This is a genomic window from Streptomyces virginiae (assembly GCF_000720455.1).
Classification (GTDB): domain Bacteria; phylum Actinomycetota; class Actinomycetes; order Streptomycetales; family Streptomycetaceae; genus Streptomyces; species Streptomyces virginiae.
In genome coordinates this window covers 72,174-90,531 of record NZ_JOAK01000002.1, presented here as the reverse complement: position 1 = coordinate 90,531, position 18,358 = coordinate 72,174, and the positions used below count along the sequence as shown (strand labels likewise).

The window sequence follows — 18,358 nt, the reverse complement described above, 5'->3', positions numbered from 1 at the left end:
CTCAGACACCACCGGCACGCCCCAGCACCTCCTCCACCTCGTGAGAGAACGGCATCGCGCTGGAGCACGCCAGCCGCGAGGCCACGATCGCCCCCGCCGCGTTCGCGTACCGCACGACACGCTCCAACTCCCATCCCGCCAGCAGCCCGTGGCACAGCGCCCCGCCGAACGCGTCCCCCGCGCCCAGCCCGTTGACCACGTCCACCGCGACCGGCGCCGCCTGCGCCACCGTCCCGTCGCGGTGGACCGCCAGCACGCCCTCCGGGCCGCGTTTGACCACCGCCAGTTCCACCCCGGCGGCGAGCAGCGCCCGGGCCGCCGCGTACGGGTCGGACTCGCCCGTGGCGATCTCGCACTCCTCCGGGTTCCCGACGGCCACCGTGGCGTGCGCGAGCGCCCGCTCGTAGTACGGTTCCGGTTTCTCCCGCCACAGCATCGGCCGCCAGTCGAGGTCGAACACCGTCGTCGCCGACCGGTCGCTGCCGCGGGCCTCCAGCGCCGCGAGCGTCGCCGCCCGTGAGGGCTCTTCGCTCAGGCCGGTGCCCGTCATCCAGAACACCCGGGCCGCCCGTACCGACTCGAGGTCCACCTCGTCCGCCGCGATCTCCAGGTCCGGGGCCTTCGGCAGCCGGTAGAAGTACAGCGGGAAACGGTCGGGCGGGAACATCTCGCAGAAGGTGATCGGGGTGGGGAGCCCGGCGACCTCGGTCACCCACCGGTCGTCCACCCCGAAGCCCCGCAGCTCGGTGCGCAGATACGTGCCGAAGGGGTCCGCGCCGGTCCGGCTGATCACCGCCACCCGCCGGCCGAGCCGGGCCGCCGCCACGGCCACGTTCGCCGGGGAGCCGCCCAGGAACTTGCCGAAGGTCTCCGCCTCGGCCAGTGGTACGCCGGTCGTCAACGGGTAGAGATCCACCCCGATCCGGCCCATCGTGATCAGGTCGAACGGATACGGATCGCCGGTGCCGGTCACAGTCAGTCCTCCCACTCGTCCTCCACCCTAAGGTGGCCGTTATGACGTCCTCCCCGCCCGCGTTGACCCGTATCCGGATCGGTTCGGCTCCGGACTCCTGGGGTGTCTGGTTCCCCGACGACCCGCAGCAGACTCCCTGGCGGCGTTTTCTCGACGAGGTGGCCGAGGCCGGGTACGAGTGGATCGAGCTCGGCCCGTACGGCTACCTCCCCACGGATCCCGCCCGCCTCGCCGAGGAGACGGCCGCGCGCGGCCTGCGGGTCTCGGCGGGAACCGTCTTCACCGGACTCCATCACGGGCCCGCCGTGTGGGAGGAGACCTGGGAGCACGTGTCGCGGATCGCGGCGCTCACCCAGGCCATGGGCGCGGCCCATCTCGTCGTCATCCCCTCCTTCTGGCGGGACGACAAGACCGGGAAGGTGCTGGAGGACCGCACCCTCACCGCCGCCCAGTGGCGGGAACTGGCCTCCCAGACCGAGCGTCTCGGCCGCGAGGTGCAGGTCCGGTACGGGCTGCGGATCGTCGTCCATCCGCACGCCGACACCCACATCGACACCCCGGAGAACGTGGCCCGCTTCCTGGACGCCACCGACCCCGGTCTGGTCTCGCTCTGCCTGGACACCGGCCACTACGCGTACTGCGGCGGGGACAGCGTGCAGGCCGTGGAGACCTTCGCCGAACGGATCGGCTATCTCCACCTCAAGCAGGTGGACCCGCGGATCCTCGCCGAAGTCGTCGCCCAGGAGCTGCCCTTCGGGCCGGCCGTGGGCCGCGGGGTGATGTGCGAGCCGCCGTCGGGGGTGCCCGCGCTGGAGCCCGTACTGGCGGCGGCCCAGCGGCTGGGGGTGGACCTGTTCGCCATCGTGGAGCAGGACATGTACCCCTGCCCGCCCGACCGGCCGCTGCCGATCGCCCGCCGCACCCGCGCCTATCTGCGCTCCTGTGGCGCCCGCTGACATTCCGGAGGGAACACGACATGACCAGCACGCTCGGCATCGCCGTCATCGGCACCGGGAAGATGGGCGCGGACCACGTGCGCCGGTTCGGGCGGACCGTCGGAGGGGCCCGGGTGGTGGCCGTGGCCGATCCGGACGGGGACCGGGTCAAGGAGGTCGCGGGCGCCCTCGACGGCGCGAGCGCGCACACCGACCCGGCGGCTGCGATAGCCGCGCCCGGGGTCCGGGCCGTACTGATCGCGTCCCCCGGGCCCGCCCACGAGGAAGCGATCCTGCAGGCCCTGGAGCGGGAGCTGCCGGTGCTGTGCGAGAAGCCGCTGACCCCGGAGCCGGCGGGGGCGCTGCGCGTCATGGAGGCCGAGCAGCGGTTGGGTCGGCGCCTGGTGCAGGTGGGGTTCATGCGGCGCCACGACGCCGAGTACGAGCGGCTCAAGGAGCTGCTGGACGCGGGCGGGATCGGCCGTCCGCTCTTCCTGCACTGCCGGCACCGCAACGCCTCCTCGCCGTCCTTCTTCACCAGCGACATGCTGATCAGCGACTCCGTGGTGCACGAGGTGGACGCCGCCCGCTGGCTGCTGGGGCAGGAGATCACCGCGGTGACGGTGCTCTCGCCGCGGCCGACGTCGGCCGCGCCCGAGGGGCTGAGCGATCCCCGGATGGTGCTGCTGGAGACCTCCGGAGGGGCCGTCGTCGACGTGGAGATCTTCGTCAACTGCGGCTTCGGCTACCAGGTGCAGTGCGAGGCGGTCGGCGAGGCGGGCAGTGCCCGGATCGGCGACGGCCACGCGATGGTGGTGCAGGCGGCGGGCCGGTGGGGCGGCGCGATCGACCAGGACTTCACGGTGCGCTTCGCCGACGCCTACGACCGTCAGCTGCGGCGCTGGGTGGCCGCCGCCGCGCGCGGCCGGGTGGCGGGGCCCGACGCGTGGGACGGCTACGCGGCGGCCGCCGTCTCCGAGGCGGGCCTCGCGGCCGCGCGCAGCGGCGTGCGGACCGTGGTGGAGCTCGCGGAGCGGCCGGCGCTGTACCGCTGATCAGCAGGGGTGTCCGCACGCCGAGCCGCCGTTCGCCGGTCTCACGGCCCTCGCGCGTTCTCCCCATACGACCCCTGTGACGCTCCGGTCACAGGGGTCGCCTTCGTGTCACGCATGTCCGCGTTACGCGGGTTTTCCGTCACAGGGGGTCGACAGCCCCTCCCGGGCCCTCGTCCCGCGTCGTTCCCCGGGCACAACGCGAGTGATCGTCAGCGTCCACGCGCCGGATCCCCCCGACGGCCACCCGGCCGGCCCGGCGGCGTGGACCAGGAGGTGTCCGAAATGAGCGACCGACAGCTGTGGTCGTACAAGGAGATCGCCGCACACATCCGGGTCCAGCCGGACACCGTGCGCTCCTACCGCAAGCACGGCCTTCTTCCGCCGCCCGACCACGTGGAGGGCGGCAAGCCGTACTGGTACGCCGAGACGGTCCGGGCCTGGGTGGCCCGCCGGCCCGGCAACCGGGGGCGCCGCGAGGACTGAGCCCGCCGCCGCGCGAAAAGACCGGGAGCCGATGCTCGCTTTATACCCCCCAGGGGTATAGTCTCGGATCGTCGGGAGGACGGTGGAGTCATCGGCCACCCCTCCCGGTGACCGGACACACCCCTGAAGAGGAGAACGACATGACCGCCGAGACGGACACCCAGACCACCACCGTCTACCGGGTGACCGGCATGACCTGCGGCCACTGCGAGGGCGCGGTGACCGGCGAGATCGCCGCCCTGCCGGGCGTCACCTCGGTCAAGGCCGTCGCCTCGTCCGGCGAGGTCACCGTGGTCTCCGCCGCCCCGCTGGCCGACGAGGACGTCCGCGCGGCCGTGGACGAGGCCGGCTACGAGCTCGCCGGACGGGTCTGAGCGGCACCCGCCCCCTCCTTCGGCAGAACCCTCGGCACTTCGCAGCACCCCGCCGGGCCGTGCCGGCCAGCTCATACTGGACCCGTACGGCCCGGCCATCCCCCTGGAGCCGGAACATGACCAGCACAGTGCACGACGGACCGATAACGGCGGTCGAACTTTCGATCGGCGGGATGACCTGCGCCTCCTGCGCGGCCCGCATCGAGAAGAAGCTCAACCGGATGGACGGCGTCGAGGCCACGGTGAACTACGCCACCGAGAAGGCCCACGTCTCCTACGGTGACGGCGTCCGGGTCGCGGACCTGATCGCGACCGTCGTCAAGACCGGCTACACCGCCGAGGAACCCGCCCCGCCCGCCCCGGCGCCCCCGGCGGCCGGCCAGGAGGAGCCGCCCGCGGCTCCCGACCCGGTGCTCTCGGCCCTGCGGCAGCGGCTGCTGGTCTCCGCCGCGCTCGCCCTGCCCGTCGTCCTGTTCGCGATGATCCCCTCCCTCCAGTTCGACAACTGGCAGTGGCTCTCCCTGACCCTCGCCGCGCCCGTCGTGGTCTGGGGCGGCTTCCCCTTCCACAAGGCCGCCTGGACCAACGCCCGGCACGGCGCCGCCACCATGGACACCCTGGTCTCGGTCGGCACGCTCGCCGCCTTCGCCTGGTCACTGTGGGCGCTGTTCCTCGGCCACGCGGGCATGCCCGGCATGCGGCACGGCTTCGACCTCAGCATTTCCCGTACGGACGGCTCCACCGCCATCTATCTGGAGGTCGCGGCCGGGGTCGTCACCTTCATCCTCCTCGGCCGCTACCTGGAGGCCCGCTCCAAGCGGAAGGCGGGCGCGGCCCTCAAGGCCCTGCTGGAGCTGGGCGCCAAGGACGTCGTCGTCCTGCGCGCGGGCAAGGAGGTGCGCATCCCGGTGGCCGCGCTCACCGTCGGCGACCGCTTCGTCGTCCGCCCCGGCGAGAAGATCGCCACCGACGGCACGGTCGTCGAGGGCAGTTCCGCCGTGGACGCCTCCATGCTGACCGGCGAATCCGTCCCGGTCGAGGTGTCCGTCGGCGACGCCGTCACCGGCGCCACCGTCAACACCTCCGGGCGCCTGCTCGTCGAGGCCACCAGGGTCGGGGCCGACACCCAGCTCGCCCGGATGGCCAGGCTGGTGGAGGACGCGCAGAACGGCAAGGCCGAGGTCCAGCGCCTCGCCGACCGGATCTCCGGGGTCTTCGTACCCCTCGTCCTGGTCCTCGCGCTCGGCACCTGGATCACCTGGCTGCTCGTCACCGACGACCCGACGGCCGCCTTCACCGCCGCCGTCGCCGTCCTGATCATCGCCTGCCCGTGCGCCCTGGGCCTGGCCACCCCGACCGCGCTGATGGTCGGCACCGGGCGCGGCGCGCAGCTCGGCATCCTGATCAAGGGCCCCGAGGTGCTGGAGTCCACCCGCCGCGTGGACACCGTCGTCCTCGACAAGACCGGCACCGTCACCACGGGCCGGATGACCCTCGCCGGCGTCGTCGCCGCCGAGGGGGTCGACGAGCTCGAACTGCTGCGCCTGGCGGGGTCGCTGGAGCACGCCTCGGAGCACCCGATCGCCCGGGCCGTGGCCACGGCCGCCGCCGACCGGGCGGGCGCCCTGCCCGTGCCGGAGGGCTTCGAGAACCTCGCCGGTCTCGGCGTCCAGGGCGTGGTCGACGGGCACGCCGTGCTGGTCGGCCGCGAGCAGCTGCTGGCGGACTGGTCGATCACCCTGCCGGCCGGGCTGGCGCAGGCCAAGGCGGCCGCCGAGGCGGAGGGCGGCACCGCCGTGCTGGTGGCGTGGGACGGCGCGGCACGCGGGGTCCTGACCGTGGCCGACGCGGTCAAGGAGACCAGCGCCGAGGCGGTCGCCCGGCTGCGGGAACTGGGCCTGACCCCGGTGCTGCTGACCGGCGACAACCGGGCCGTCGCCGAGACGGTCGCCCGCGAGGTGGGCATCGACGAGGTGATCGCCGAGGTGCTCCCGCAGGACAAGGTGGACGTCGTACGCCGCCTCCAGGCCGAGGGCCGTACGGTCGCCATGGTCGGCGACGGGGTCAACGACGCGGCCGCGCTGGCCCAGGCCGACCTGGGGCTGGCCATGGGCACCGGCACCGACGCCGCCATAGAGGCCGGCGACCTGACCCTCGTACGGGGCGACCTGCGGGTGGCGGCGGACGCGATCCGGCTCTCCCGCCGGACCCTGGCCACCATCAAGGGCAACCTCTTCTGGGCCTTCGGCTACAACGTCGCCGCCCTCCCGCTCGCGGCGGCCGGCCTGCTCAACCCGATGATCGCGGGGGCCGCGATGGCCTTCTCCTCGGTCTTCGTGGTGACCAACAGCCTGCGGTTGCGGTCCTTCCGCTAGTGGATCGCCTTCGCATCGTTCCCACACTTCCTTCACGGGAGACGCAGATCACAGTGACCTCAACGTAACCATCCGGGGTCGCGACAGGTCTAATGGGGCGATGCCAGGAACGTCTTGGGGGACGTTCCACGGAAACCTTGGGGGTTTTCCGCGGCATCCGCCGGCCGGGACACGTGCCCGCGGGAGGCTTTGAGCGGCCCTCCCGACCCGAACGGGTCCCGGCTCAAGGACGCCCCGATCCGGGTCCCGTGGGGGGAATCCGTTTCGGGGGGAAAAGGGAAACGCCCCGACCGTCGACCCGTGGGGGGATCGACGGCGGGGCGCTTCTCGTGTGCCTGCGGTCGCGCCGCGCAGTCCTGCGGGGCGCCGGAGAGCCTCGGGTCAGCGGGCCTCGACCGGAACGAAGTCGCGCAGGACCTCGCCCGTGTAGATCTGGCGCGGGCGGCCGATGCGGGAACCCGGCTCCTTGATCATCTCGTGCCACTGGGCGATCCAGCCGGGAAGGCGGCCGAGCGCGAAGAGCACGGTGAACATCTCGGTCGGGAAGCCCATGGCCCGGTAGATCAGACCGGTGTAGAAGTCCACGTTCGGGTAGAGGTTGCGCGAGACGAAGTACTCGTCGGCGAGCGCGTGCTCCTCCAGCTTGAGCGCGATGTCGAGCAGCTCGTCGCTCTTGCCGAGCGCCGAGAGGACGTCGTGCGCCGCCGCCTTGATGATCTTCGCCCGGGGGTCGAAGCTCTTGTAGACGCGGTGTCCGAAGCCCATGAGGCGGACGCCGTCTTCCTTGTTCTTCACCTTGCGGATGAAGGCGTCGACGTCGCCGCCGTCGTTCTTGATGCCTTCCAGCATCTCGAGGACGGACTGGTTGGCGCCACCGTGCAGCGGGCCCCACAGGGCCGAGATGCCGGCGGAGATCGAGGCGAACATGTTCGCCTGCGAGGAACCGACCAGACGCACGGTGGAGGTCGAGCAGTTCTGCTCGTGGTCCGCGTGCAGGATCAGCAGCTTGTCGAGCGCGGAGACGACGACCGGGTCCAGGTCGTACTCCTGGGCCGGCACGGAGAAGGTCATGCGCAGGAAGTTCTCGACGTAGCCGAGGTCGTTGCGCGGGTAGACCACCGGGTGGCCGACCGACTTCTTGTACGCGTAGGCCGCGATCGTCGGGAGCTTGGCCAGCAGCCGGATCGTCGAGAGGTTGCGCTGCGTCTCGTCGAAGGGGTTGTGGCTGTCCTGGTAGAACGTCGACAGCGCGCTGACCACCGAGGACAGCATGGCCATCGGGTGGGCGTCGCGCGGGAAGCCGTCGTAGAAGCGCTTGACGTCCTCGTGCAGCAGCGTGTGCTGGGTGATCTCGTTGCGGAACGACGCGAGCTGGTCGACGGTCGGCAGCTCACCGTTGATCAGCAGGTAGGCGACCTCGATGAAGGTCGAGCGCTCCGCCAGCTGCTCGATCGGGTAGCCGCGGTAACGCAGGATGCCCTGCTCACCGTCGAGGTAGGTGATCGCGGACTTGTAGGCGGCGGTGTTGCCGTAGCCACTGTCCAGCGTGACGAGCCCGGTCTGGGCCCGCAGCTTCGAGATGTCGAAGCCCTGGTCGCCGACGGTGCTCTCAACCACCGGGTAGGTGTATTCGCCGTCCGCGTACCGGAGTACTACAGAGTTGTCGCTCACGTCATCCCTCACCGACGTAGTGCCTCTTCTTCGAGGTGCCCTGACTGCCTCTACCTTCCCCCATTTGGCGCAGGAGAGTGCACTCGGGGTCGGCCTTTGGTCTTTCTGACGGCACTGAGTGCCGCCAACCTGCTCATCCTGCCCCCTCCGCACGGTGGCGGGAACCCCAAATGATCGATCATCTAGGTGATGTTTCCCACCGGTATCCGTCCGGACAGCCGTGGCGCGACCGCCGTGTACCTCCTGCCTGCGGAAACGGTACGCACCGCCTGCCCGAGGGCTTTCCGGGACCCGACGAGGACGACCAGTTTCTTCGCCCTGGTCACCGCCGTGTAGAGCAGATTGCGCTGGAGCATCATCCAAGCGCCGGTGGTGACCGGGATCACCACCGCGGGATATTCACTCCCCTGGGAGCGGTGGATGGTGACGGCGTAGGCGTGGGCCAGTTCGTCGAGCTCGGAGAACTCGTAGGCGATCTCCTCGTCCTCCTCCGTCCGCACGGTCAGGCGCTGTTCGTCCGCGTCCAGGCCGATGACGACGCCGACGGTGCCGTTGAAGACGCCGTTCGCGCCCTTGTCGTAGTTGTTGCGGATCTGGGTGACCTTGTCGCCCACCCGGAAGACCCGGCCGCCGAACCGCTTCTCCGGCAGGTTCGGCCGGGCCGGCGTCATCGCCTGCTGGAGCAGCCCGTTGAGGTTGCCCGCGCCCGCCGGGCCCCGGTGCATGGGGGCGAGCACCTGGACGTCCCGTCTCGGGTCGAGGCCGAACCGGGCCGGGATCCTGCGGGCCGCCACGTCCACGGCCAGCACGCCCGCCGCCTCGGTGTCCTCCTCGGGGAAGAGGAAGAAGTCCGGCAGCCCGTCGGTGATGGGCTGGACGCCGGTGTTGATCCGGTGCGCGTTGGTGACCACGCCGGACTGCTGGGCCTGCCGGAAGATCCGGGTGAGGCGCACCGCGGGCACCGGGCCGCCCTCCGCGAGCAGGTCCCGCAGCACCTCCCCGGCGCCGACCGAGGGCAGCTGGTCCACGTCCCCCACCAGCAGCAGGTGGGCACCCGGCGCCACGGCCTTGACCAGCTTGTTGGCCAGCAGCAGGTCCAGCATCGAGGCCTCGTCGACCACGACCAGGTCGGCGTCCAGCGGCCGGTCCCGGTCGTACGCCGCGTCCCCGCCCGGTTTGAGCTCCAGCAGCCGGTGCACCGTGGAGGCCTCGGCCCCGGTGAGTTCCGAGAGCCGCTTCGCCGCCCGGCCGGTGGGCGCGGCCAGCACCACCTTGGCCTTCTTGGCCCGGGCCAGCTCGACGATGGAGCGCACGGTGAAGGACTTGCCGCAGCCGGGGCCGCCGGTGAGGACCGCGACCCGGCGGGTCAGCGCCAGTTTGACCGCGTCCCGCTGCTCGGGGGCGAGCGCGGCCCCCGTACGCCCGGCGAGCCAGCCGAGGGCCTTGTCCCAGTCCACGTCCTGGAAGGACGGCATCCGGTCGTCCTCGGCGTTCAGCAGCCGGCGCACCTGCCCGACCAGGGACAGCTCGGCCCGGTGGAAGGGCACCAGGTACACGGCGGTCAGCGGATCGGGCCCGCCCTGCGGATCCGGCACGGACTCCCGTACGACGCCTTCCGGATCGGCGGCCAGTTCGGCCAGGCACTCGATCACCAGCCCGGTGTCGACCTGGAGCAGTTTGACGCCGTCGGCGATGAGCTTCTCCTCGGGCAGGAAGCAGTGGCCCTGGTCGGTGGACTGGGACAGGGCGTACTGCAGCCCGGCCTTCACCCGCTCGGGGCTGTCGTGCGGGATCCCGACGGCCTGCGCGATGCGGTCGGCGGTGAGGAAGCCGATGCCCCACACGTCGGCGGCGAGCCGGTAGGGCTGGTTCCTGACGACGGAGATGGAGGCGTCGGCGTACTTCTTGTAGATGCGCACCGCGATGGAGGTGGAGACGCCGACGCCCTGCAGGAAGACCATCACCTCCTTGATGGCCTTCTGTTCCTCCCAGGCCGCCCCGATCAGCTTCGTCCGCTTGGGGCCGAGCCCGGGCACCTCGATCAGCCGCTTCGGCTCGGCCTCGATCACATCGAGCGTGTCGGTGCCGAAGTGCTCCACGATCCGGTCGGCGATCTTCGGGCCGATGCCCTTGATCAGGCCGGAGCCGAGATAGCGCCGGATGCCCTGGATGGTGGCGGGCAGGACCGTGCGGTAGTTCTCCACGCTGAACTGCCTGCCGTACTGCGGGTGGGAGCCCCAGCGGCCCTCCATGCGCAGCGATTCGCCGGGCTGCGCCCCGAGCAGGGAGCCGACCACGGTGAGCAGGTCGCCGCTGCCGCGGCCGGTGTCGACGCGGGCGACCGTGTAGCCGCTGTCCTCGTTGGCGTAGGTGATGCGCTCGAGCACGCCCTCGACCACCGCCAGTTGCACCGCCGCAGGTGCCCCGTCCGTTGCCATGACCCGAAGCTACCGGGCGGGGCCGACATCCCGTCAGGCCTGTGGACAGCGCGAAGGGGGTCCCGCCTCACGGCCGGACCCCCTCACGGTTACCCCTCCCTCGTCGGACTTCCCGATCCCCCCAGATCCCTCCCCGGAAGTGCCGACGCAACATACGACCCACGGCCCCCCGGGAGGGTTGCATCCGGAGTCGCAGATTTACGTTTCCGTTACCCAACGCCTACCCGAAGTGCCGGTGAATCGGCACAGAAGTAGCGTTTCAGGCATGAGCGAATCTTCATTCCAGGACGACGTGCTGGGCGAGCTCGGCGACGACAGGCTGAACGAGATCGCCTCGCTGCTCGGCACGGACACCGCCGGCGCACGCGACACGGTCGCCACCACGGTCGGCGCGATGACCGGCGGTCTCCAGCAGAAGGCCGGTGCCGACGACGAGGACGGCGCGGAGGTGCGCCAGGCCTTCGCCGAGGTCGCCGAGCCCCCGCTGGAGGGCGTGTCCACCCTCGGCGGCGGTCTCGGCGGGCTGCTGAGCGGCGCAATGATGGCCGGGGTGCTGGCCAAGCTGAGCCGGCCCGTCGCCAACGCCGTCTCGAAGAAGACCGGCATCCCCGCGGCCACCGTCAGCCGGGTCATCGAGATGCTGATCCCGGTCCTGCTGGCCGTGTTCGCCAAGCGTGCCGCCGCCGGCAGGGCCCCGGGCGCCCCGCCGGGGGCCGGTGCACCGGCGGGCGGGGCCCCCGGCGCCGCCGGCGCGGGCGGCGGGCTCGGCGACCTCCTGGGCCAGATCCTCGGCGGCGGCAAGAAGTAGGACACGCCCCGGGCCCGGGCAACCCGTACGGCGCAAGGCGGGCCGGGGGTCGCGGGACGTCCCCCCGGCCCGGCCCGCGCGCTATCCTCGGGCGCCATGGACACGCCCACGGCACCCCGGCCCCCTGAGGACCCCGAGGCGAAGGGAGTGCGCCTGCGCGATCCGGGGCCCGGCGAACTGGGCTGGATCGTGCAGCGGCACGGCGCGCTGTACGCCGCCGAGTACGGCTGGAACGCCGAGTTCGAGGGCCTGGTGGCCCGGATCGTCGCGGACTTCGCCGAGGACCACGACCCGTACCTGGAACGGGTCTGGATCGCCGAGCTGGACGGCCGCCCGGTGGGCTCGGTGATGTGCGTACGGGAGGACGGCGCGCCCGGCACCGCCCGGCTGAGGCTGCTCCTGGTCGACCCGGAGGGACGCGGCCGCGGCATCGGCGGCCTGCTGGTCGACACGGTCGTCGCCTTCGCCCGCTCGGTGGGCTACCGCGAGCTGGTGCTGTGGACCAACGACGTGCTGACCGACGCCCGCGAGCTCTACCTGCGGGCCGGGTTCACGCTGGTCGCCGAGCGCCCGCACCGCTCGTACGGGGTCTCCCTCATCGGGCAGGACTGGCGTCTGCCGCTGCAGGACGGCTCCCCGCGCTGACGGCCGCGGTGCGGGCCCGGGGCCGCACGGGGGCCAGCGACGTCAGCGCCACCCCGCCGACCAGCAGCACCGCCGCCAGCCAGCGCAGGCCGGACACCTGCTCCCCCAGCACCAGGGCCGCCGAGGACATCCCGAAGACCGGCACCAGCAGGCTGAAGGGGGCCACCGACGAGGCCGGGTAGCGGCGCAGCAGGTAGCCCCAGGCCCCGAAGCCGAAGACGGTCGAGACCCAGGCGACGTACGCGATGACACCGACCCCGGACCAGTCCAGGGCCCGCAGCGCGGCCAGGTCCCGCGCGGGGCCCTCCAGGAGCAGCGACAGGCCGAACAACGGCACCACGGGCACGGTGCACACCCACACCATGAAGTTCAGCGCGTCCGGCGGGGAGGCCTTGCGGGTCAGGACGTTGGAGACGCCCCAGCAGGCGGCGGCCGCCACGACCAGGGTGAAGCCGAGGACCGGCCCGGAGGTCCCCCCGTCCACGGCGGCCACCGCGATCCCGGCCAGCGCCACGGCCATGCCGGTCACCCGCACCCGGCCCGGCCGCTCGCGGAGCACGACGGCGGCGAGGACGGCGGTGAAGACGGCCTGGATCTGCAGCACGAGGGAGGACAGCCCGGCCGGCATCCCCGCGTCCATGCCGGTGAAGAGCAGGCCGAACTTGGCGATGCCCAGGGCGATCCCCACCCCCGCGATCCATTTCCAGGCCACCTTGGGCCGCCCGACGAAGAACACGGCGGGCAGGGCGGCGACGAGGAAGCGCAGCGCGGACAGCAACAGGGGCGGGAAGTGGTCGAGTCCGATCTCGATGACAACGAAGTTGAAGCCCCAGACGGCGGCGACGAGCACGGCGAGTGCGGTGTGTACGGGACGCATGCACCGAGCATCGACCCCGTGACCATGTAGCACCAGCGCGAATCCCTTCATCCATGGATGAAGCAATGCTGATGAATAAGATGAGGGCATGCTCGATCTCGCCCGGCTGCGCGCCCTGCACGCCGTATCCGTCCACGGCTCGGTCGCAGGCGCGGCGGCAGCCCTCGGCTACACCCCCTCCGCGGTCTCGCAGCAGATCGCCAAGCTGGAACGGGAGACCCGCACCACCCTGCTGGAGCGGCGCGGGCGCGGGGTCGCCCTCACCGAGGAGGCCCGCCACCTGGCCGACACCGCCCAGGAGTTGCTGGCGATCGTGGAGCGCGCCGAGACCACCCTGGAGGAGCGCCGCGGGCAGCCGAGCGGGCTGCTCACGGTCGCCGCGTTCGCCTCGGCCGCGCGCGGGCTGCTGCCGGGAGTGCTGGCCGATCTGGCCCACCGGCACCCGGCACTGGACGTACGCCTCACCGAGGTCGACCCGCACCTGTCGGTGGACCTGGTGGCCCGCGGCGTCACCGACCTGGCGGTGGCCCACGACTGGGACATCGCCCCGCTGCCCGCGCCCGAGGGGGTGGAACAGGCCCTCATCGGGGACGACCTCTGCGACCTGGTGGTACCGGCCGGCCACCCCTTCACCACCCGCGGGGCCGTCCGGCGCACGGACCTCGGCGGCCAGCGCTGGGTGTGCCAGCCGCCCGGCCGGGTCTGCCACGACTGGCTGATGCGGACGCTGCGCACCGCCGGCTTCGAGCCCGACATCGCGCACGTCGCGGAGGAGAACCACACCATCGTCGCCCTGGTCGCGGCCGGTCTCGGGGTGGCGGTCGTCCCCCGGCTGGGCACCGGTGCCCTGCCGCCGGGCGCCGTGGCCGTACCGCTGGAGCCGGGTCCCGTCCGCAGGCTGTACGCCCTGTGGCGCACCGGAGCCGCCCGCCGCCCGGCCATCACGGAAACCGTCCGCACCCTCCAGGACCACTGGGCCGTGTCCGCGGAGTAGCGGCAAGCCGCCACCCGCCCGCCCCGCGGGGCGACACGCCCCGACATGCCCGGCGGCGCCCGAACGGCACCGGTAGGGTCCGGCCCGTGCCGAACCACGCCTCCCGCCGGACCCTGCTCGCCGCGGCCGCCGCGGCCGCCGCCACGGCCGCGGGGGCGGTCGCGGCCACCTCGGGCACCGCCCGCACCGCCGCCGCCGCCGACGGCCTCAACCCCGAAGGGCCTCCGGGCCGTCGGCCCGACCGGGCCGGCCTCCGGCGCGCCGTGGACCGGATGAGCCTCGCCGAGAAGGTCGGGCAGCTCTTCGTCTCCCGGGCGTACGGGCATTCCGCGACCGCGCCCGACGCGGCGGACGCCGAGCAGAACCAGGCCCTGTTCGGTGTGCGCACCGCCGCCGAGCTGGTCTCCCGCTACCACCTCGGCGGGATCGTCTACTTCGCCTGGGCCCACAACACCCGCACCCCGCACCAGATCGCCGCACTGTCGACCGGCCTCCAGCAGGCGGCCCTCACCTCGGGCGCCCGGATCCCGCTGCTGCTCTCCACCGACCAGGAGCACGGCGTCGTGGCCCGCATCGGCAAGCCGGCCACGCTCTTCCCGGGGGCGATGGCGCTCGGCGCCTCCGGTTCCGCCGCCGACGCCCGGCGCGCGGCCCGCGTCGCGGGCTCCGAGCTGGCCGCCATGGGCATCCGGCAGGACTACGCCCCCGTCGCCGATGTCAACGTCAACCCGGCCAATCCGGTCATCGGCGTACGCTCCTTCGGCTCCGACCCGCGCGCCGTCGCGGAGCTGGTGGCCGCCCAGGTGCGCGGCTACCAGGGCGCCGGGGTGGCCGCCACCGCCAAGCACTTCCCCGGCCACGGCGACACCGAGACCGACAGCCACGTCGGCCTGCCGGTCATGCGGCACACCCGCGCCGAGTGGGAGGCGCTGGACGAGCCGCCCTTCCGGGCCGCGGTGGAGGCCGGCGTGGACGCGATCATGACGGCGCACATCGTCTTCCCCGCGCTCGATCCCTCGGGGGACCCTGCGACCCTCTCCCGGCCGATCGTGACCGGCATCCTGCGCGAACGCCTGGGCTTCCAGGGGGTGGTGGTCACCGACGCCCTCGACATGGCCGGCGTCCGCCAGAAGTACGGCGACGACCGCGTCCCCGTACTGGCCCTCCTGGCGGGCTGCGACCAGCTGCTGAACCCACCGGACCTGCCGCTCGCCCACCGCAGCGTGCTGTCGGCGCTCGCGTCGGGCGAGCTGACGGAATCCCGGATCGACGAGTCGGTGCTGCGGATCCTGGAAGTGAAGTCCCGCCGGGGGCTGTTCGACGAGGCGTACCCCCCGGCCTCGGCGGTGGACGCGGTCGTGGGCGTGCGCGAGCACCTCGATGCCGCCGACCGGATCGCGGCCGCCACCACGACCCTGCTGGCGAACCCCGGCGCCCTGGTGCCGGTCGACGCCAAGGCCGCGCCGCGGCTGCTGGTCACCGGGACGGACCCGGTCTCCCCCAGCGCGAGCACCGGCCCGCCCACCGTCGTCCTGGCCCGGGAGCTGACCGCGTTGGGCTGCCGGGCCACGGCGGTGGCGCCCGCGCGCGCGGTGGCCGCGGCGGCCGGCAACGCCGCCGTGCTGGTGTGCACGTACAACGTCCCCGAGGGCGACAGCCCGCAGCGCACCCTGGTGACGGACCTGATCGCCACCGGCGTCCCGGTGGTCCTGGTGGCGCTCCGCAATCCGTACGACCCGGCCCGGCTGCCGGCCTGCGCGGCGGAACTCGCGACGTACTCGTGGGGGGACGCGGAGATGCGGGCGGCGGCCCGGGTCCTCACCGGGGCCGCCCGGCCCGCGGGCCGTCTCCCCGTACCGGTCCCCGGCCGCTACCCGCTGGGGCACGGGCTCACGCTCGACGCGTGAGACCGGCCGCGGACACGACCGAGGGCGTGCCCGCGGGATGCGGGCACGCCCTCGTCGTTCACCGGCGGTACGTCCTTACGGGCGCAGCTGCGGCTCGCGCTCCAGGTCGCGCCGGTCGAGCTCGGCGTCCGGGGCCGCCAGCGGGGCCGCCCGGCCCGCGTCGGCGAGCGCGGCGGCCGGAGCCACCCCGGCCCACTGGAGGATCTTGGCGGTCGCGAGGGCCTTCTCGCCGTCGAGGAGCTTGGCGACGTTCGCCCCGTGGTTGGCGCCCGGCGCGATCATCACGTAGCTGTCGCGCGCCCCGTAGCCGATGCGGAACGGCTCGGCGCCCCACGGGTCGTTCTGCCCGTACACGAAGAGCATCTGGTTGGCGTTGTCGCGCACCCACTTGTCGACGTCGGCCATGGCTCCCGGCTGGAAGGTCATGGGGATGTCGCGGGGCACGAAGTTGCGCGGCGGCTGGTAGCCGTAGCGGCTCAGGTTGCCCAGGTGCGGCTGCTTGATGTCCGGGGAGCCGAGCTGGGTGCCCGCCTGGTAGTAGTACGGCGTGTACGTCTCCAGGCCCTGGTCGGTGTAGGCGGAGAAACCGGAGATCGCGTCGACGGAGTCCCAGATCTCCTGGTCCGTGGCGGTGGCGGCGGCCGGGACGGAGGCGCAGTCGGCCAGCAGGCTGTACTGCCAGAAGGCCCACACGTAGTCGAGGACGACGGCTTCGTAGGCCTTGTCGAGGTCGCCGACGGTGGTGAAGGTCCAGCCGTTCTCGGCGGCGGCGGCCGCGTACTTGGCCTGCAGCGGCTCACGGCGCACCAGTGCCTCGCGCTGCACCGCGTTCAGCCTGTCGCGGCACTCCTTGGTGCCGACCTTGGCGAAGAACCGGTCGTAGGCCGAGTCCTCCTTGTTGACGACGTCGTTGGGCGCGACGTACGCGACGACGCCGTCCATGTCGCGCGGGTAGAAGCGCTCGTAGTACGTCGCCGTCATGCCGCCCTTGCTGCCGCCGGTGGCCAGCCAGTTCTTCTTGTAGATCTTCTTCAGGGCGGTGAAGATGCGGTGCTGGTCACTGGCGGCCTGCCAGATGTCCAGGTTGGCCCAGTTGGCCGCGTCGGGCCGGGAGGGCGTGAAGAATCGATACTCCAGAGACACCTGGTTGCCGTCGACGATCGTCGTCGGCTCGCTGCGGCGCGGGTTGGTGTTGACGTTGTAGCCGGAGGTGAAGAACACCGACGGCCGCGAGACGTCCTTGTGCAACAGGGTCAGGCGCTGCTTGAAGGTGCCCTTCCACGGCTGCCGGTGGTCGACCGGCTGCTCGTAGTTCAGCACGAAGAATCGGTAGCCGGGGTACGGCTTCTCCTCGATCAGGCTCATCCCGGGAATGCCGAGGATCTGGTCCTTGATGTCCGCGGCGGCCGCCGGCTCCGCGGCGGTGGCCGCTTGTGCCGTGGAGCCGGCCGCACCCATGGTGCCGATGAGCACCACGAGCGACAGCAGCCATCCGAGCGTCTTGCGCATTCGCCCTCCCCTTGAGTTCACTTCGGTCGCCGTGAACCTAGCCGGGCCAACACGCCACTGAACAGACCCAGTTGGGACTGTCCCTCAGCACAGGATCCAGCCGGAGTCGGCCGAACCGCCTCCCACACTCCCCTTTACATACACACAGCGACTGATCGCCCCTACGGTGACAGGCCCGGCATATCGGGTGAATCGCCCCGCGTCGCGCACCGGTGCGCCGCCGCGCGGCTGGATGCTCACCGCCATCCGCCGGCGCTCGCCCGCCGTCCGGGCCACGGTCACCGCGCAGGCCTGGTTGCGGCTCTTGTAGACGCGCAGCTCACCCTCACCGAAGGCCACCGTGCGCGCGAGCCGGCCCGCACACCCGCCGCTCGCCGCCTGGACGGGCGGCCCGGCGAACAGCCCGCCGACACAGAGCCACAGGGCCGCTGTGAGCGCTCCCAGAGACGCGGCCCGGCGGCCCCGCCCGCTCCATCCCCGCACCATGCAGTCCCCCGATCGGTCGCGCGCACGGACGAAGCGCGCACGCACGTACGACGCCGGGACGCCCCGGAAGGTTGCGCCGGCCAAGGACCCGGCCGCCCCGCCGCGGGCCGCCCCTCCCTCGTACGGGTACATCCACAACTCCCCGCAGGGCGTAGGGAAGTTCGCGATCCGGCGGGAGATTACGCTAGGTGACCGCAACCCCGCACAACGTACCCACGGACGTGGACGTAGCCGTGAAAGGCACTCACATGACGAACGACCTGCTCGACCGCAAGCTGGAGCGCGCCTTCACGCACCTGGACGCCGACCGCAGCGGGGTGATCGACGCCGACGACATCATCGCGCTCGGCTCCCGGCTGCTGACCGCCCTCGCGGAGCCCGCAGACTCGCCCAAGGCCACCCTGGTGATGGGCGGGCTGGCCGACTTCTGGCAGGACCTCTTCACCGAGCTGGACCTGGACCGGGACGGCAAGGTCACGCCCGAGGAGTACAAGGTGGGCATGACCCGGCTGTACGCGCAGGGCGGGCCGGCCTACGACCGTTCGTTCCGTCCGATGATGCGGGCGATCCTCACGATCGTGGACACCGACGGCGACGGGCGCATCAGCCCGGAGGAGTTCCACCGGGCGCAGGAGGCCTTCGACACGGACCTGAGCCCCGCCCACACCGAGGCGCTCTTCCACCGGATCGACGCGGACGGGGACGGCACCCTGACGGTGGACGAACTCCTCGGCGCGGTACGCGAGTACTACACCGGTACCGACGAGGACGCCCCGGGGAACCTGCTGTTCGGCGAGTTCTGACCCCCGGGGCCGCCGCCGGCCCGCC

General features: G+C 72.4%; 14 protein-coding genes and 1 pseudogene. 10 read left to right on the top strand and 5 right to left on the bottom strand.

The features are described from left to right. Position 1: 1 nt before the first annotated feature. Positions 2-988 (bottom strand): 5-dehydro-2-deoxygluconokinase, encoded by a 987-nt coding sequence (iolC, locus tag IG86_RS0103425; protein WP_267886289.1) that lies wholly within the window; start codon positions 986-988, stop codon positions 2-4. A 26-nt stretch (positions 989-1,014) separates the two neighbouring features. Between iolC and IG86_RS0103420 the strand changes: the two genes are divergently transcribed. From IG86_RS0103420 to IG86_RS0103400, 5 genes are all read left to right on the top strand, one after another. Continuing rightward, positions 1,015-1,929, top strand: a complete 915-nt coding sequence (locus IG86_RS0103420) for a sugar phosphate isomerase/epimerase family protein (protein ID WP_030894574.1) — start codon at positions 1,015-1,017, stop codon at positions 1,927-1,929. Positions 1,930-1,949: 20 nt separating this feature from the next. After that, positions 1,950-2,963 carry a Gfo/Idh/MocA family protein gene (locus IG86_RS0103415; RefSeq protein WP_030819014.1) on the top strand — a complete coding sequence of 338 codons (1,014 nt, stop codon included), beginning with the start codon at positions 1,950-1,952 and terminating at the stop codon, positions 2,961-2,963. Positions 2,964-3,245: 282 nt separating this feature from the next. Then, entirely contained in the window at positions 3,246-3,446 is a 201-nt protein-coding gene (locus tag IG86_RS0103410) for a helix-turn-helix transcriptional regulator (RefSeq protein ID WP_030655426.1), read from the top strand. Between the two features lie 140 nt (positions 3,447-3,586). Beyond that, positions 3,587-3,820, top strand: a complete 234-nt coding sequence (locus tag IG86_RS0103405) for a heavy-metal-associated domain-containing protein (protein WP_030819010.1) — start codon at positions 3,587-3,589, stop codon at positions 3,818-3,820. Positions 3,821-3,936: 116 nt separating this feature from the next. Further along, positions 3,937-6,195, top strand: a complete 2,259-nt coding sequence (locus IG86_RS0103400) for a heavy metal translocating P-type ATPase (protein WP_030894572.1) — start codon at positions 3,937-3,939, stop codon at positions 6,193-6,195. Between the two features lie 381 nt (positions 6,196-6,576). Here the strand turns inward: IG86_RS0103400 and IG86_RS0103395 are convergent, their stop codons facing one another. Then, positions 6,577-7,866: a citrate synthase gene (locus IG86_RS0103395; protein WP_030029946.1), complete on the bottom strand. Its 1,290-nt coding sequence runs from the start codon at positions 7,864-7,866 to the stop codon at positions 6,577-6,579. 182 nt (positions 7,867-8,048) lie between these two features. Then, positions 8,049-10,304: an SF1B family DNA helicase RecD2 gene (recD2, locus tag IG86_RS0103390; protein WP_030819006.1), complete on the bottom strand. Its 2,256-nt coding sequence runs from the start codon at positions 10,302-10,304 to the stop codon at positions 8,049-8,051. A gap of 265 nt (positions 10,305-10,569) precedes the next feature. On the opposite strand from recD2, the gene IG86_RS38305 reads away from it, so the two are divergent. Together IG86_RS38305 and IG86_RS0103380 are read left to right on the top strand one after the other, a co-directional pair. Next, positions 10,570-11,112 (top strand): DUF937 domain-containing protein, encoded by a 543-nt coding sequence (locus IG86_RS38305; protein WP_051784943.1) that lies wholly within the window; start codon positions 10,570-10,572, stop codon positions 11,110-11,112. A 153-nt stretch (positions 11,113-11,265) separates the two neighbouring features. Then, a pseudogene (locus tag IG86_RS0103380) lies at positions 11,266-11,757 on the top strand (GNAT family N-acetyltransferase); the annotation flags it as partial. Here the strand turns inward: IG86_RS0103380 and IG86_RS0103375 are convergent. Continuing rightward, entirely contained in the window at positions 11,708-12,634 is a 927-nt protein-coding gene (locus tag IG86_RS0103375; RefSeq protein WP_030894566.1) for an EamA family transporter, read from the bottom strand. The pseudogene IG86_RS0103380 and the gene IG86_RS0103375 sit on opposite strands and share 50 nt — an antisense overlap. Positions 12,635-12,722: 88 nt before the next feature. Between IG86_RS0103375 and IG86_RS0103370 the strand changes: the two genes are divergently transcribed. Both IG86_RS0103370 and IG86_RS0103365 read left to right on the top strand, forming a co-directional pair. Then, the gene (locus tag IG86_RS0103370) at positions 12,723-13,628 is read left to right on the top strand and encodes a LysR family transcriptional regulator (RefSeq protein ID WP_030819002.1); all 906 of its coding nucleotides are present in this window, start codon (positions 12,723-12,725) and stop codon (positions 13,626-13,628) included. A gap of 86 nt (positions 13,629-13,714) precedes the next feature. Next, positions 13,715-15,535, top strand: a complete 1,821-nt coding sequence (locus IG86_RS0103365) for a glycoside hydrolase family 3 protein (RefSeq protein ID WP_030894565.1) — start codon at positions 13,715-13,717, stop codon at positions 15,533-15,535. A gap of 75 nt (positions 15,536-15,610) precedes the next feature. Here the strand turns inward: IG86_RS0103365 and IG86_RS0103360 are convergent, their stop codons facing one another. Beyond that, positions 15,611-17,044, bottom strand: a complete 1,434-nt coding sequence (locus tag IG86_RS0103360; RefSeq protein ID WP_030894563.1) for a S28 family serine protease — start codon at positions 17,042-17,044, stop codon at positions 15,611-15,613. 734 nt (positions 17,045-17,778) lie between these two features. Between IG86_RS0103360 and IG86_RS0103350 the strand changes: the two genes are divergently transcribed. Continuing rightward, the gene (locus tag IG86_RS0103350) at positions 17,779-18,333 is read left to right on the top strand and encodes an EF-hand domain-containing protein (RefSeq protein ID WP_030655453.1); all 555 of its coding nucleotides are present in this window, start codon (positions 17,779-17,781) and stop codon (positions 18,331-18,333) included. Positions 18,334-18,358: the final 25 nt, after the last annotated feature.